This is a genomic window from Hymenobacter norwichensis DSM 15439, assembly GCF_000420705.1.
Classification (GTDB): domain Bacteria; phylum Bacteroidota; class Bacteroidia; order Cytophagales; family Hymenobacteraceae; genus Hymenobacter; species Hymenobacter norwichensis.
In genome coordinates this window covers 1-13,316 of record NZ_ATVL01000011.1, presented here as the reverse complement: position 1 = coordinate 13,316, position 13,316 = coordinate 1, and the positions used below count along the sequence as shown (strand labels likewise).

Annotated in this window: 13 protein-coding genes and 1 rRNA gene; 8 read left to right on the top strand and 6 right to left on the bottom strand. The window is 57.8% G+C overall.

Annotated elements, in window-relative coordinates; genetic code table 11:
- Positions 1-55 precede the first annotated feature (55 nt).
- The gene (locus G536_RS0120725) at positions 56-532 is read left to right on the top strand and encodes a hypothetical protein (protein WP_157530823.1); all 477 of its coding nucleotides are present in this window, start codon (positions 56-58) and stop codon (positions 530-532) included.
- A 318-nt stretch (positions 533-850) separates the two neighbouring features.
- On the opposite strand, the gene G536_RS0120720 is transcribed toward G536_RS0120725, so the two are convergent.
- A complete protein-coding gene (locus G536_RS0120720) occupies positions 851-2,080 on the bottom strand; it encodes a molybdopterin molybdotransferase MoeA (protein ID WP_022825520.1) in 1,230 nt (409 codons plus the stop codon).
- Between the two features lie 179 nt (positions 2,081-2,259).
- Here G536_RS0120720 and moaC point away from each other — a divergent pair, with 179 nt between their 5' ends.
- Positions 2,260-2,748: a cyclic pyranopterin monophosphate synthase MoaC gene (gene moaC, locus G536_RS0120715; RefSeq protein WP_022825519.1), complete on the top strand. Its 489-nt coding sequence runs from the start codon at positions 2,260-2,262 to the stop codon at positions 2,746-2,748.
- Positions 2,738-3,916: an NTP transferase domain-containing protein gene (locus G536_RS32620; protein ID WP_022825518.1), complete on the top strand. Its 1,179-nt coding sequence runs from the start codon at positions 2,738-2,740 to the stop codon at positions 3,914-3,916. Before moaC ends, G536_RS32620 begins: the two co-directional genes overlap by 11 nt.
- Before the next feature lie 27 nt (positions 3,917-3,943).
- Here the strand turns inward: G536_RS32620 and G536_RS0120705 are convergent, their stop codons facing one another.
- Together G536_RS0120705 and G536_RS0120700 are read right to left on the bottom strand one after the other, a co-directional pair.
- Complete coding sequence (locus tag G536_RS0120705) at positions 3,944-4,399, bottom strand: molybdenum cofactor biosynthesis protein MoaE (protein ID WP_245575871.1); 456 nt, start codon at positions 4,397-4,399, stop codon at positions 3,944-3,946.
- Between the two features lie 27 nt (positions 4,400-4,426).
- Entirely contained in the window at positions 4,427-4,669 is a 243-nt protein-coding gene (locus G536_RS0120700) for a MoaD/ThiS family protein (protein WP_022825516.1), read from the bottom strand.
- A gap of 197 nt (positions 4,670-4,866) precedes the next feature.
- Between G536_RS0120700 and moaA the strand changes: the two genes are divergently transcribed.
- Positions 4,867-5,877, top strand: coding sequence for a GTP 3',8-cyclase MoaA (gene moaA, locus G536_RS0120695; protein WP_022825515.1), 1,011 nt, complete (start codon positions 4,867-4,869; stop codon positions 5,875-5,877).
- Positions 5,878-5,903: 26 nt separating this feature from the next.
- On the opposite strand, the gene G536_RS0120690 is transcribed toward moaA, so the two are convergent.
- Positions 5,904-7,070 (bottom strand): putative sulfate/molybdate transporter, encoded by a 1,167-nt coding sequence (locus G536_RS0120690; RefSeq protein WP_022825514.1) that lies wholly within the window; start codon positions 7,068-7,070, stop codon positions 5,904-5,906.
- A gap of 40 nt (positions 7,071-7,110) precedes the next feature.
- Positions 7,111-8,217, bottom strand: coding sequence for a molybdopterin-synthase adenylyltransferase MoeB (gene moeB, locus G536_RS29165; protein WP_033370665.1), 1,107 nt, complete (start codon positions 8,215-8,217; stop codon positions 7,111-7,113).
- A 187-nt stretch (positions 8,218-8,404) separates the two neighbouring features.
- Between moeB and fdhD the strand changes: the two genes are divergently transcribed.
- The 3 genes from fdhD to G536_RS0120670 are packed head-to-tail and all read left to right on the top strand — an operon-like array spanning position 8,405 to position 12,291.
- Positions 8,405-9,283, top strand: a complete 879-nt coding sequence (gene fdhD / locus G536_RS29160; protein ID WP_022825512.1) for a formate dehydrogenase accessory sulfurtransferase FdhD — start codon at positions 8,405-8,407, stop codon at positions 9,281-9,283.
- A 45-nt stretch (positions 9,284-9,328) separates the two neighbouring features.
- Positions 9,329-9,661: a DUF7009 family protein gene (locus G536_RS0120675; protein ID WP_022825511.1), complete on the top strand. Its 333-nt coding sequence runs from the start codon at positions 9,329-9,331 to the stop codon at positions 9,659-9,661.
- A gap of 53 nt (positions 9,662-9,714) precedes the next feature.
- Positions 9,715-12,291 (top strand): FdhF/YdeP family oxidoreductase, encoded by a 2,577-nt coding sequence (locus G536_RS0120670; RefSeq protein WP_022825510.1) that lies wholly within the window; start codon positions 9,715-9,717, stop codon positions 12,289-12,291.
- A 298-nt stretch (positions 12,292-12,589) separates the two neighbouring features.
- Here G536_RS0120670 and G536_RS32520 read toward each other — a convergent pair whose 3' ends face one another.
- Positions 12,590-12,910 (bottom strand): hypothetical protein, encoded by a 321-nt coding sequence (locus G536_RS32520; RefSeq protein ID WP_169515136.1) that lies wholly within the window; start codon positions 12,908-12,910, stop codon positions 12,590-12,592.
- Positions 12,911-13,014: 104 nt separating this feature from the next.
- On the opposite strand from G536_RS32520, the gene G536_RS0120665 reads away from it, so the two are divergent.
- Positions 13,015-13,316: ribosomal RNA gene (locus G536_RS0120665) — 16S ribosomal RNA — on the top strand; the annotation flags it as partial.

Below are 13,316 nucleotides of genomic sequence, written 5' to 3'. Positions count from 1 at the left end.
CCAACAAGCTGTCTTTTCAGGTTTGCTGGCCAACCACACCTTGGCTTTTTCAGCCGTGATTTTTCGCACCATTCCCGATTTCTGCTTGCAGTATGACGAACCGTTGGCCGTACTCCGCGTGGAGTGGGTGGCTGCTACCGACATGCACCGGCTCCGTATCAGTGCCGCCCAACTCATGGCGCTCATCAAAGAGCTGCGCGTCCGTCATCTGCTCATTGATATGAACAGTGTACCCGAGCTGGTAGTAGCCGACCAATGGTGGCTGGGCGAGTACTGGATGCCTCAGCTAGTGGCGTTGCCACTGGAGCGGTTGGTGCTGGTTATTGCTAGTAGCCAAGTGCACAACCAACTAGCCATCGATGCCCTCCACGACTTAGTGCAGCCCGCTATCCAATTCGATTCGCAGTACTTCTCCGACTCAGTCTCGGCAATGGACTGGCTCACCGACGGATCAGAACGGCTGCCGGTTTTGGAAAAGGAATGGGCGAATCGGCACGAGGCCACGCCTGCTTTCTACGCTTCGAGCTATTAGCTGCTATCGTTCCCGGTAGAGCTAAAGAGACAAGCAAAGCGAGTTCCTGCGCGTTGGCGCAATACCAGATATACCGATTTGCGGAACTCTTGCCGGTCTGCTGACTTTTTTGCCAGTTGATCGGTCGTTGCCAGCACTGCATGGCTAAACAGCAGCGGGTAACAACGGCAACACACAGCAACCCGTCAGCCCGCGAAAAAACGGGCTGACGGGCGGACCTCTGCCAAGCAATCTGCAACTTGGAGTAGATACTTGCGGAGCAAATTGCGGCAAGAATTTCCTGCGACTTCCGGGCTATGGTATGTATAAGTGTAAATGCTACCGAAACCGCCAAGCGGGCAGCACCGACCCAGCCGGGAAAACCTCGGTTTCGGCGGGAAGCTCCAGAAAGGCATTGCTGGTCAGTAGGCTGGCTAGGTCGCCGGAGCCACCGGCCCGCTCGGGATGCGCCAGCAATTGCCCGTCAGCGGAATGCTCCAGGCGCACCAACAAGAAATGCGTGAGCTTGGGCCGAAAATTGACTTCAGTGGCAAGCGCCGCAGCCACAGGGCCAGCCTCGAGCAAAGCGGTGCCAGTAGGGTGTTGCACGGCTAGCAGCCACGGCCGGGCGTAGCGCTGGAAGTTGACAAACGTGGAAACCGGGTTGCCGGGCAGCGCAAACACCACCGCGCCGCCCGCCAGCTGCCCAAACCAAAACGGCTTGCCCGGCCGCTGCTGTACCTCATGAAACACCTGCTCCACGCCTAATTCGCGCAGCACCTCCGGCAAAAAGTCGGCTTTACCCTTCGAGACGCCCCCACTCAGAATAACGGCGTCGAAGTCAGTGAGCAGCGGCAGCAGCCCTCGGCGGAGCACTTCCACGTCGTCGTTGAAGTGAAACGCCTGGGTGGTGGCGCCGGTGGCATCGGCGGCGGCTTGCAGCATCAAGGCGTTGGAGCGCCGAATCTGGTGGGGGAGAGGCTGCTGGCTGATGGGTACCAGCTCGTCGCCGGTGCTAACTACGGCCACCCGCGGGCGGCGCGTGACGGCTACGGTGCTGGCCCCCACGGTGGCTGCTACGGCCAATTCGGCGGCGCCCAAGTGAGTGCCGGCCGGGAGTAGCAGGTCGCCCTGTTGCCGGTCGGCGGCGCGGGAGTGCACGTTGAAACCGGCTTGCGGCGGCGCTACCTGCACCGTGGCCAGGCGCTGGCCGGTGGTGTCGTCGGTGCGGAAGGTTAGGTCTTCGTAGCGGATGACGGTATCGGTGCCGGGCGGCAGCATGGCCCCGGTCATGATTTCCACGGCGGCCTGCGGGTTGGTAAGTTCTATAGGGGCCTGGCCGGCAAATTGGGTGTGGGCAATGGCAAACTCTCGTTGGCCAGCTTCTAGCGCGCCAAAGCACACCGCCATACCATCCATAGCTACCCTATTGAAAGGCGGAAAATCCCGGTCGGCGTGTAGGTTTTCGCGCAGAATACGGCCTGCTGCCAGCGGCAGCGCCAGAAACTCGGGGGGCAACGGGCGGACAGTGGCCGCTACGCGGCGGGTGGCTTCTTCAACGGAAAGCATAGAGCGGAAAAGTCAGGGAAAGCAACGCCTATCTTGCGGCGCGGGGTAGGTGTTCAGTGGCACACGCAACAAGCAAAGCCGCCACCAAGAAAGCAAAGTTGCAACCTATTGGTTTGTTGGGGAGCGGCAACAACCCGGCGCAAATATGCGTCTCTACAGCCTTGCAATCTTCTCTTCTCATGTCTGATTCTTCTAAACTTACCCACCTCAACGCTGCGGGCCAACCCGCCATGGTGGATGTGGGTGCCAAAACCTCCACCCGCCGCGTGGCCCGGGCGCGCAGCCGCGTGGTACTCGGGGCCGAAATTCTGGCCTTGGTGCAGGACGGCGACCTGCCAACTCGCAAAGGTCCCGTGTTCCAGACGGCTATTCTGGCGGGCATTATGGGAGCCAAGCGTACTTCTGAACTGATACCCTTGTGCCACCCACTCGGCCTCGACGACTGCCAGGTACGCATTGACGTGCAGGCCCCCGACGCTGTGTTGATTGAGTGCACCGCCAGCGTAACCGGCAAAACCGGCGTGGAAATGGAGGCCCTGACTGGCGCTTCGGTAGCGGCCCTCACCATCTATGACATGTGTAAGGCCCTCTCGCACAACATTGTTATTCAGGAAACCCGGCTGCTCAGCAAAACGGGTGGCAAACAAGACTTCCACCATGCCGACTAATATTCCCGCCACCCCGCACCGCAAGCACGCTCAACTGGCCCGCCCCGCCGTAGGTGAGTTTCACCGCCACGAGCTGGCTATTTTGGGGGCGCCCTGCGGCAAAATCAAGGAACTGGTAGCGCGCCTGTTGCCCCACCTGGAGCCCGTATTGCGCGTGGCCTACGTAGATGCCGACCACGCTGCCGGTGACGATGCGGCCCAGGGGGGCGCTGGTGGCCAAGATGCCATTCTACAAGCCGGAGCCAGCGCCGAGCTAACCGACAAAATCACGTTCACCCGGCTGGATTTGAAACGCGGCTTCGACAAGTTTGCGCAGCAGGAGTGGCTGCACCACCAAAGCTTGGTGCTGGTAAATGGCAACCACTTCCGGGCCCGCCAGCAAATTGCCATCCTTGATCCGGCCAAGCCTCTGCAAAAAAAGCTGGACCGGCTCACTGATGTCCGCCTGCTGCTGCTGCCCGACGGCGTAACTGAAGTACCCGACTACCTGCAAGAGCACCTAGCCACTGCCAATGTACCCATAGTGCCACTAGCTGATACCGAGGCTATTGCTGCATTGGTGCTGCAAGAGTGGCGCCAGCAACGCCCACCCATCCGGGGCTTGGTGCTGGCTGGTGGCCAAAGCCAACGTATGGGCCAGGACAAAGGCCGGCTAGCCTACCACGGCCAGGAACAGCGCGCCTACGCTGCCGAGTTGCTGGCTCCATTTTGCGAAGATGTACTGGTATCATGTCGGCCCGAGCAGGTGTTCGAGTTGGAAGCCGTCGGCCTGGCCCCCTTGCCTGACGTGTTTGTGGGCCTCGGTCCGATGAGCGGCATCCTCTCCGCATTCCAGCTCGACCCCGACTCCGCTTGGCTGGTAGTAGCCTGTGACTTGCCGTTTCTGTCGGAAACTACATTAACCCACTTGGTGCAGCACCGTCACGCCGGCCGTATGGCAACCGCCTATCAAAGCCCCTCAACTGAATGGCCTGAGCCGCTCATTACCATTTGGGAGCCAAGTAGCTACGGTACACTGCTGCGTTTTTTAGGTAATGGCTACTCATGTCCGCGTAAGGCGCTCATCAACTCTGATATCGAGTTGCTACACGCACCCTCTCCGGCCGAACTGCGCAACATCAATACTCCCGAGCAGCGCGACGCCGCGGCGCAAGAACTGTCGTCCTAGCACTTGCGGCTTGGGGCTACGGACATCCTACGGGTGGGCGGCTACCCATACGTCGCCATCCTCATAAAACTCCTTTTTCCAGATAGTTACCACTTGCTTCAGCGTGTCGATAATGTACTGGCAGGCGGCAAAACTCTCGGCGCGGTGCGGCGTGGATACGGCTACTACCACCGCCACGTCGCCGATTTGCAGGGTACCTTTGCGGTGAATGACGGCCACTTTTTCCAGCATCGGCCACTGTTCTTTGGCTTGGTCGGCCACTTTACGCAGCTGGTGCAGCGCCATGCTGTCGTAAGCTTCGTATTCTAGGCGCACCACCGGGCGGCCGGTGCTTTTGTTGCGCACCGTGCCAATAAACGTGTTAACGGCGCCTGCCCCATCAGACTGCACCAGTTCTAGGGTGGCGGCTACGTCAATGGGCTGGTCGGTCAGGTCGATGGTAATCAAAGCAATGAGTTCAGGGGGTACACAAGCAGAAAGCAAAACCGGCGGTAAAAACTACGGCATAGCCTAGCCGCCAGCCACGGGCGGAATGAGGGCAATTTCGTCTCGCTCGTGGAGCAGCTGAGAGCCCTCGGCATATTCGTTGTTCACGGCCACGGCCAGGCTGCTCAGGCCTCGTAGCGCTGGGTACTGCGTACGGAGCTGTTCCAGCAATTCCTGCACGGGCTGGTCGGCGGGGGCGGTTATTTCCAGCATGGGCTGGCCTACTATTTCTTTGGCAATGCCAAAAAGAGCTATTTTCAAGTTCATATCACCACTATTTAGCTGGATTGCGAGTTGAAGCGTTCAACTCTGAAACCGCAGGCGTCCGCATCTGGTTATTTAGATCCGAAGCAGATGAATGGTCTCGGCCTCGATTACGCAGCCTTCAAAAAAAAGGCTGTTTTTACGAAATTAAGGATAGCCGGGCGTCGCTGACGCTGGCTTTTGCGTATTGTCTGATTTGTATGGCTGCTCCGTCTGTTTTGTTTGATAACCATGGTCGTCCGCTAGAGTACGTGCGGCTGGCCGTGACGGACCGTTGCAACCTGCGCTGCTTTTATTGCATGCCCGAAGAAGGCATCAAGTACATGCCCAAGCAGCAGCTCCTAACCTACGAGGAAATGGAGCGGCTAGTAGCCCTGATGGCTGGCTTAGGCGTGCGTAAAGTGCGCCTTACCGGTGGTGAACCATTCGTGCGGCGCGACCTAGTGCCGTTCATGGCCCGCTTAGCCGACATTCCCGGTATCGATGATATCAGCCTGACCACCAATGGTGTGCTCACGGCGCCCTATGTGCCGGAACTGGCCCGCATCGGCGTGAAAGCCGTCAACCTCAGCCTCGATACCCTCGACCAAGAGCGTTTCGCGCGTATCACCCGCCGCGACGAGCTACCCCGCGTCATGGACACTTTTCATGCGCTGCTGGCCGCCGATATACAAGTGAAAATCAATGCGGTGGTAATGGACGGCCAGAACACCGAGGACATTATTCCACTGGCCGAACTGACGCGCGACTTGCCGGTGGAAGTACGCTTCATCGAGGAGATGCCCTTCAACGGCGGCAGCCACATCGCCACGCCGGCGACGCTGCCCTGGAACCACCGCCGTATTCGGGAGCACCTGGAAGAGCATTTTGGGGCGCTGATGCCGCTGCCGGTGCCGGCCGGTGCCACGGCCTCTGAGTACGCCGTAGCCGGGCACGTGGGTCACATTGGCATCATTGCCGCTTACTCGCGCACGTTCTGCGGTACCTGCAACCGAATTCGCCTTACGGCTGAGGGCGGCCTCAAAACCTGCCTCTACGACCAAGGCGTGCTTGACGTGCGCGCTCTACTCCGTGGCGGCTCCTCCGACGCCGACATCGTAGCGGCCTTGACTTCCGCTTTCCGGTACCGGGCCGCCAACGGCTTCGAGGCCGAGCAGCAGCGCCCATTGCATCAGCTCAGCTTCGAGTCGATGAGCACGATAGGGGGGTAATGGCTGCTTGCCGACGTTGTAAGCTACTATTTGCCAATGCCGACCCAGCCACGCTCCACGGCATAGTACAGCGCCGTACCCGTAATCAAACCTACTAAGTAGCCGTAAGGCAAGCCCGCGCAAAGTAGGCCCGTTAGTAGCGCCAGTAGCAAGCTGGAACGAGTTGCGGCTATGTCGCGTAGCAGCGCCGCCAAAGTAAGGGACTCGAAGAGCAGTAATACGCCCAAAATAGGCAGCGGGAATATCTGCACTACTTGCTGAAAGCCCTGACTGAAAAATAGACCCAGCACCAGAAACAGCAGTCCATACAGCACTACCGAGCCGCCTGTGCGGGCCCCAAACGCATAGTGTCCCACCATGCCGCCCGAACCGTGGCACACCGGAAAACCGCCCAAAAACGGATTCACCAAGTTCATGAGGGCGTAGGTGAAGCTGATTTGCTTTACCGTCAGGTTGCGCTCTGGGAAATAGTCCTGGGCTATTTGGCGGGTGGCCAGGATGGAGTTGCCGAGCGACAACGGAATCTGGGGTAGGGCCAAGAGTACGGCGCCCGTCAGGATATCGGCTGAGGCAGGCGTATGCCAGGTAGGAAAGTGCAGCCCTAGCGCCTGCTGCGCGGTAGTGAAATCGAACTTGAACAGCAACCCGTAGCTAACCCCCAGCACAATAACTACCAGCGCGGCCGGCCACCGGCGGTTACCAAGTAGCACCACCGTTACAATAAAGCCCACAACTGCCAAGACGTACCCTGGTAGTCCATCGGAAGGCACGTACTCTTTGAGCGCCAGCGTGGCCAATTGCAACGCTAGCCCGAACTGAATGCCGCGCACTACGGGCTTGGGCACCAGCCGGGCCAGCGCATCAATCAGCCCGGTGATGGAAAGCACAAACATGCTGACCCCAATAGCCAAACCGCCACCATAAATCACCCGGCCCGGAATTTTCTGGGCAATAACCAGCGCGGCAAACGCTTTGAGTGGTTGCACCGGCATCGGCATACCGTACCACACTCCCGAAAACACCTGCATCAGCCCAAACATCACCAGCACCCCGGCACTATCAGCGCCCGACGCGGCCAGCACCCCAATAAGCAGCGGCAGGTCGGTGCCTAAGTCACCCAGCGCTCCGGCTAGTTCGTTCCGGTCGAAGCGTAGGCGGGGGCGGCGGGGTAGGGGCGGGGCAGTAAGGGGCATAGTAAGAAGAAATCAGGCGGGCAGTAAAGTAGGGGCGGAGCTAGTTTACGTTTTCCCGTACGCTCAGCATGTCCCAGGCTTCAATGCCGCCATCCAGGTTAAGCAGGTTGGCAAAGCCGAACTCGGTTTGTAGCCGCTCAATAGCCTGCGCGCTCCGCCGGCCCGAGCGACAATACACCACCACCGGATGGTGCCGCGGAATAGAGGCTACTCCTTTCTCCAGGCTACCCAGCGGCAACAGCGTAGCGCCTGGCAGATGCCCGGCCGTAAACTCGTGTGGTTCGCGCACGTCCAGCAAGAAAGGAGCATGCTCTGAGTCGAGTTGCTGGTACAAATCAGCCGCTGAAATGGCATTGATGCCCACTCCGCACAGGTCAGCGTAGTCGGTAGGGTCAGCGCTCAATAGATTGATGGTAGCTTGCTCGGGTCGGCGGGCAAATTTCATAATGCGCGTTTGAAAAGACAAGACATCAAGCACCCAAAGCCGGCCACTGAGTACCTCGCCAATACCCAGCACCACTTTCAGCGTTTCGGCCGCCTGTGCAGTGCCCACTAGGCCTGGCAATACGCCCAGCACGCCGGTAGCATCACAATTGGGTGCCTCTTTGGCTGATGGCGGCTGCGGAAACAAGCACCGATACGTAGGCCCGCCTTGATAGTTGAACACCGAAACCTGCCCCTCAAACTTGTAAATGGCCCCCGATATCAACGGCTTATTGAAGCTCACGCAGGCATCGTTGAGGAGGTAGCGCGTCGGGAAATTGTCGGAGCCATCCACCACTATATCGTAAGTGGTTATCAACTCCCGGATATTGCCGAGAGTGGCGCGGCAGGTATGTACTTCGGTGTGCACCAGCGGGTTGATTTTCCGTACGGCGCGACCTGCCACTTCCGCCTTAAAGTGGCCTAAGTCGCTGGGTCCGTACAAAATCTGGCGCTGGAGGTTGCTGATTTCCACCTTGTCGGCGTCCACGATGCCCAGCGTGCCCACCCCGGCGGCGGCCAGGTATTGCAACACCGGGCACCCCAGCCCGCCGGCGCCTACCACCAATACCCGGGCATTTTTGAGGCGGAGCTGCCCAGCTTCCCCAATTTCGGGGAGCTGCAAATGGCGGCGGTAGCGGTTGCGTTCTTCGGAAGTAAGCACGGGCGTAAGTGAAAAGGAGGGAGCAAAAACCAATAAATTGGGCCCGAAAGCAGAAGGCGCCCGATTCTGATGCTAGAACTTCTATCTATAGCACAAGGTTAAACAACCATCCCTATGAAAGTCGAAAGCGCTCAACAAACAACACCGGCCTCCACTTTCAATTTCCAATTGATAAAATTTAATTGACTTGAAAGTTTTCCTTCCTCCCACCAGCTACGAGTATACCACCGTGCACAAAGTGCAGGGCGACGAGGCCAGCACCGCCTCGGATGTGCTGGCCGTAGAAGAACCCCTGGAAATCAGGGTGGGCTACGGGGCCAGCGGCCAGCGTGAGCACCGCACATTGTCCATCACCATGCGCACGCCTGGCCACGACTTCGAACTGGCGGCGGGTTTCCTGCTCACCGAAGGCATCATCCGCAACCGGCAAGAGCTGCACGGCGTCATTTATTGCCCTGATGTGAAGAAAGAAGAGGAGCGCGAAAACGTGGTGCGGGCTGAGCTAGCCCCCACCGCCACCCCTGACTTGCCCCGCCTGGAGCGCCACTTCTATACTAGTAGTAGCTGCGGCGTGTGTGGCAAAACCAGCATCGAGGCCGTGAATGCCGCGGCCTGCCCCGTGCTGCCTACCGATGGCCCCTACGTTTCCGCCGACCTGATTCATCAGTTACCCGCCAAGCAGCGGGCGGCCCAAGCCTTGTTCGAGCAAACCGGCGGCCTGCACGCAGCGGCCCTGTTTTCGCCAACCGGCGAACTGCTGCTGCTCCGCGAAGATGTAGGCCGGCACAACGCGCTAGACAAAGTAATTGGGGCCGCGCTGCTGCAGGAGTGGCTGCCGCTGCACCAGCACATTATTCTGGTCAGTGGCCGGGCTAGCTTCGAGCTGGTGCAGAAAGCCGCCGTGGCGGGCATCCCCATTCTGGCCGCGGTTGGTGCGCCTAGCTCCCTGGCCGTTTCCGCCGCCCGCAGCTTCGGCATGACGGTTTGCGGCTTCGTGCGCCAGAATCGTTACAACGTCTACTGCCACGAATGGCGCCTGCAAGGCCTTCAACCCCAGGCTTCCTGAGTGAATAGTAGTCTGAAAGTCAGTTCATAAAAACCAATACGTGCTATGAAGCTCCGTATCGAAGACAACACCGTCCGCCTTCGTCTGTCCGCCGAAGAAGTGGAGGCGTTCCAACAGCAAGGGCGCCTCGAAACCGTAGTGCCGCTGGGGCCGTCCGTCTCCGACCGGCTGGTGTACGCCCTCCAGCGCGACGAAACGGCTACCGATTCCGGGTTGAGCGTTGCTTATACCTCTGGCCGAGTGGTAGTGCGCCTCCCGCCCCAAGTAGCCGACGACTGGACCACCTCCAACGAAGTGAGTTTGAGCGGCACATTCCCCGTCGCCGACAACCAAGTTGTGCATATCCTAGTAGAGAAAGACCTCGGCTGTAAGCACTAACTGTGTGGTTTGCTGTTGTACTGTAAATCCCACCGCCCTATTCCCACCAAGCCATGGAAGATTCTCCCGTTACCGACCCCAGCAAAGCCAACGACCAGCACGCCCAAAAGGCCAGCCACGCTCCTAAAAGCGGTGAGCGGCCCAGCCAAGGCGAGGCGCCTGCTCCCGACCATTACCACACCAATTCCGACAACCCCACCATGGCCGAGCACGAAGCCAGCGCCGATGCGCCCAAGCAGCACATTCCTGCTCCCGATACGGCCAACGCCAAATACCTGCACCCCATTCTGGCCCAGCCACCCGAAGAACTAACCGGTTTGCGGCTGGAAGGCCGAGCCAAAGTGGCGGCTGGCGTTACGGCTGTTATCAAATCCATGCAGTTCAGTTGGACGGAAGGCGGCATGGCCCGGGGCACTAAGGCGTTGCTAGGCATGAACCAAAAGGATGGTTTCGACTGCTCTAGCTGCGCCTGGCCCGACCCTGATGACCACCGCTCCGTAGCCGAGTTCTGTGAAAACGGCGCCAAAGCCACCGCCTCCGATGTCGACGACCGTTCGGCTGGCCCCGAGTTCTTTGCCAAGCACACCTTGGCCGAGCTTTCCCGCCTCACCGACCGGGACCAAAACAACACCGGCCGCCTCACGCACCCCCTGGTAAAGCGCCCCGGCTCCGACTACTACACCCGCATCGAGTGGCCCGAGGTTTTCCAGATCGTGGCCGATGAGCTGAATGCGCTGGCCTCGCCCGACGAAGCCGTTTTCTATACCTCTGGCAAGGTACCCAACGAACCGGCCTTCCTGTTCCAGCTTTTCGCCCGGCAGTTCGGCACCAACAACCTGCCCGATTGCTCCAATATGTGCCACGAAAGCAGCGGATCCGCGCTCAGTCCCACTTTGGGTTTGGGTAAAGGCTCCGTCACGCTCAATGATATTCACGAGGCCGAGGTTATCCTCATCATGGGGCAGAACCCCGGCACCAACCATCCGCGCATGCTTACGGCCCTACAAAAGGCCAAGCGCAACGGTGCCAAAATCATCAGCATCAACCCTCTGATTGAAGCCGGCCTCAACCACTTCAAGAACCCCCAAGACTTCATGAATCCGCTCCGGGCCCTCGGGGCCCTGATGGGCGACGGTACACCCATCACGGATTTGTACCTGCAAGTGCGCGTGAATGGCGACATGGCGCTGCTTCGTGGCATTATGAAGCACCTCTTCGAAGCCGAGGATCTCAACCCCGGTCAAGTAGTAGACCGGCCCTTTATTGATAAATACACCACTGGTTTCGAGGAGTTCGAGCAAAACATCCGTGCCACCAGCTGGGAGGACATCGAGGAGTTAAGCGGCATTTCACAGGCGCAGCTTCTGGAAGCGGCCAATATGCTAGCCACCAAGCAGAAAATTGTTACCTGCTGGGCAATGGGCGTTACGCAGCAGAAAAACGGCGTTCAAACCATTCAGGAAATCGTCAATCTGCAATTGATGAAAGGCGCCATCGGTAAGCCTGGCGCCGGCACCTGCCCCGTCCGTGGCCACTCCAACGTGCAAGGCGACCGGACCATGGGCATCTGGGAGCGAGTAAGCGCGGAATTCCTCGACTCGCTGGAGAAGGAGTTTAAGTTCTCGGCTCCCCGCGAAGACGGTTTTGATGTAGTAGAAAGCATCAAGGCTATGGTTGAAGGCAAAACCAAAGTCTACTTCAGCCTTGGCGGCAACCTACTGGCCGCCGGCCCCGACACCGAACTGATTGCTGAAGGCATGCGCAAGCAGAACCTCACAGTATTCGTGGGCACTAAGCTCAACCGCGGCCACCTCGTCACCGGCAAAACCAGCTTGCTGCTCCCGTGCTTCACCCATGTGGATATTGATATGCAGCGCGCCGGGCACCAAATGACCTCCTGCGAAAACTCAATGGGGGTTGTCAGCCAAAACAAAGGCACCTTGGTTCCTTTGGCCGGCGAGATGCTCAGCGAAGTTGCCATCATCAGCGGTGTTGCCATTACCACCCTCGGCGACCGTACCACCACTGATTGGGTGGCCATGACGGAAAATTACGACGTCATCCGCGACCATATCAGCCGAGTTATCCCCGGTTTCGAGCATTTCAACGAAAAGCTGCGGCGTCCTGGGGGCTTCTATTTGCCCAACGGCCCACGGGAACGGAAGTTCACCACCAAAACCGGCAAAGCCAACTTCACCGCCACATCCCTAACCAAGCATACTCTCGAACCTGGCCAGCTCGTGCTCATGACCGTTCGCAGCCACGACCAGTTCAATACCACTATTTATGAGTACAACGACCGGTACCGCGGCATCCATAATGAGCGGCGCGTCCTGTTCATGAATGCCGAGGATATTGCCGACCGTGGTCTCAAGGCCAAAGACCTCATAGATATAACCAGCCATTTCGAAGGCGAACAGCGTACCATCGAGAAGTTCATAGCCGTTCCCTACGACATTCCTAAAGGCAACGTAGCTGCTTATTTCCCTGAAGCCAACCCGCTGGTACCTATTTCCAGCGTAGCAGAAGTCAGTAACACCCCTACGTCCAAGTATGTAGTAGTAACTGTAGTCGCCGCGAAAACGCAACCCAGCGTCCGCCGCTCCGAACTGGTAGCCGCTGAAGTATAGCGTACCAGCTTATAAACAGTCCGTATAGTAACCTCCGGTAGCTGCTGAGCAGCCAAATAAGAAGCCTGATGCTCGTTTCACTAAGTGAAGTAAGGTATCAGGCTTCCTTACATATGGTCCATCCTAGAAGAGTGTCTGAGAATGAGCTGATAAGCTCTTCCCTGAGAGTAGAATAGCTTTATTATGTTAAAAAATATTCAGAAAAAGTAAGAATGACTCTTGCGGATAGAAAACCGTCAGGTATATTTGCACCCCGCTTCAGAAGGAAGGGGATGTCAAAACCGAGAAAGAAACGTCTTCAAAAAAAAGTTTCAAAAAAGTCTTGACAAACAATAAAAGAGTTTGCTACCTTTGCACCCCGCTTCAAAAGAAAAGGAACAGAGATTGAAACAAGAAGTAGGAAATCAAAAAAAATATTTGCCTCGCTTCTTGCAAACTGAAAAAAGCTTCTTACCTTTGCAACCCCGAACGAAGCGCCGCTCGGTAATACAGTAAGAAAGGCCGCTGAAATAAGTAGCCACACGGTTCTTCCAACGGGAAGGGCATACGTTCTTTGAATGTTTGAGACAAACAAATGGTAAGTATTTGTGAGGTGTTCTTTAGCTAGAGCAACAAGCAAATGCAAAGAAACCAAGCACACGAATTAAAAGACGGCAACGTCAAATAGTGAGCAAGGTCAGCACTCGACATCGACCTTGGTTCGCCAAGGTTTAGAAAATTTATACAATGGAGAGTTTGATCCTGGCTCAGGATGAACGCTAGCGGCAGGCCTAATACATGCAAGTCGAACGGGTGTAGCAATACATTAGTGGCGCACGGGTGCGTAACGCGTAACCAACCTACCTACAACTGGGGGATAGCCCGCCGAAAGGCGGATTAATACCGCATATACCGGCAGCCTGGCATCAGGGAACTGGGAAAGATTTATTGGTTGTAGATGGGGTTGCGTAGCATTAGCTAGATGGCGGGGTAACGGCCCACCATGGCGACGATGCTTAGGGGACCTGAGAGGGTGATCCCCCACA

Coding starts and splice junctions, on each gene's coding strand:
- G536_RS0120720 (WP_022825520.1), bottom strand. CDS start 2,080: ATGCTTTCCGTTGAAGAAGCCACCCGCCGCGTAGCGGCCACTGTCCGC.
- moaC (WP_022825519.1), top strand. CDS start 2,260: ATGTCTGATTCTTCTAAACTTACCCACCTCAACGCTGCGGGCCAACCC.
- G536_RS32620 (WP_022825518.1), top strand. CDS start 2,738: ATGCCGACTAATATTCCCGCCACCCCGCACCGCAAGCACGCTCAACTG.
- G536_RS0120700 (WP_022825516.1), bottom strand. CDS start 4,669: ATGAACTTGAAAATAGCTCTTTTTGGCATTGCCAAAGAAATAGTAGGC.
- moaA (WP_022825515.1), top strand. CDS start 4,867: ATGGCTGCTCCGTCTGTTTTGTTTGATAACCATGGTCGTCCGCTAGAG.
- G536_RS0120690 (WP_022825514.1), bottom strand. CDS start 7,070: ATGCCCCTTACTGCCCCGCCCCTACCCCGCCGCCCCCGCCTACGCTTC.
- G536_RS0120675 (WP_022825511.1), top strand. CDS start 9,329: ATGAAGCTCCGTATCGAAGACAACACCGTCCGCCTTCGTCTGTCCGCC.
- G536_RS0120670 (WP_022825510.1), top strand. CDS start 9,715: ATGGAAGATTCTCCCGTTACCGACCCCAGCAAAGCCAACGACCAGCAC.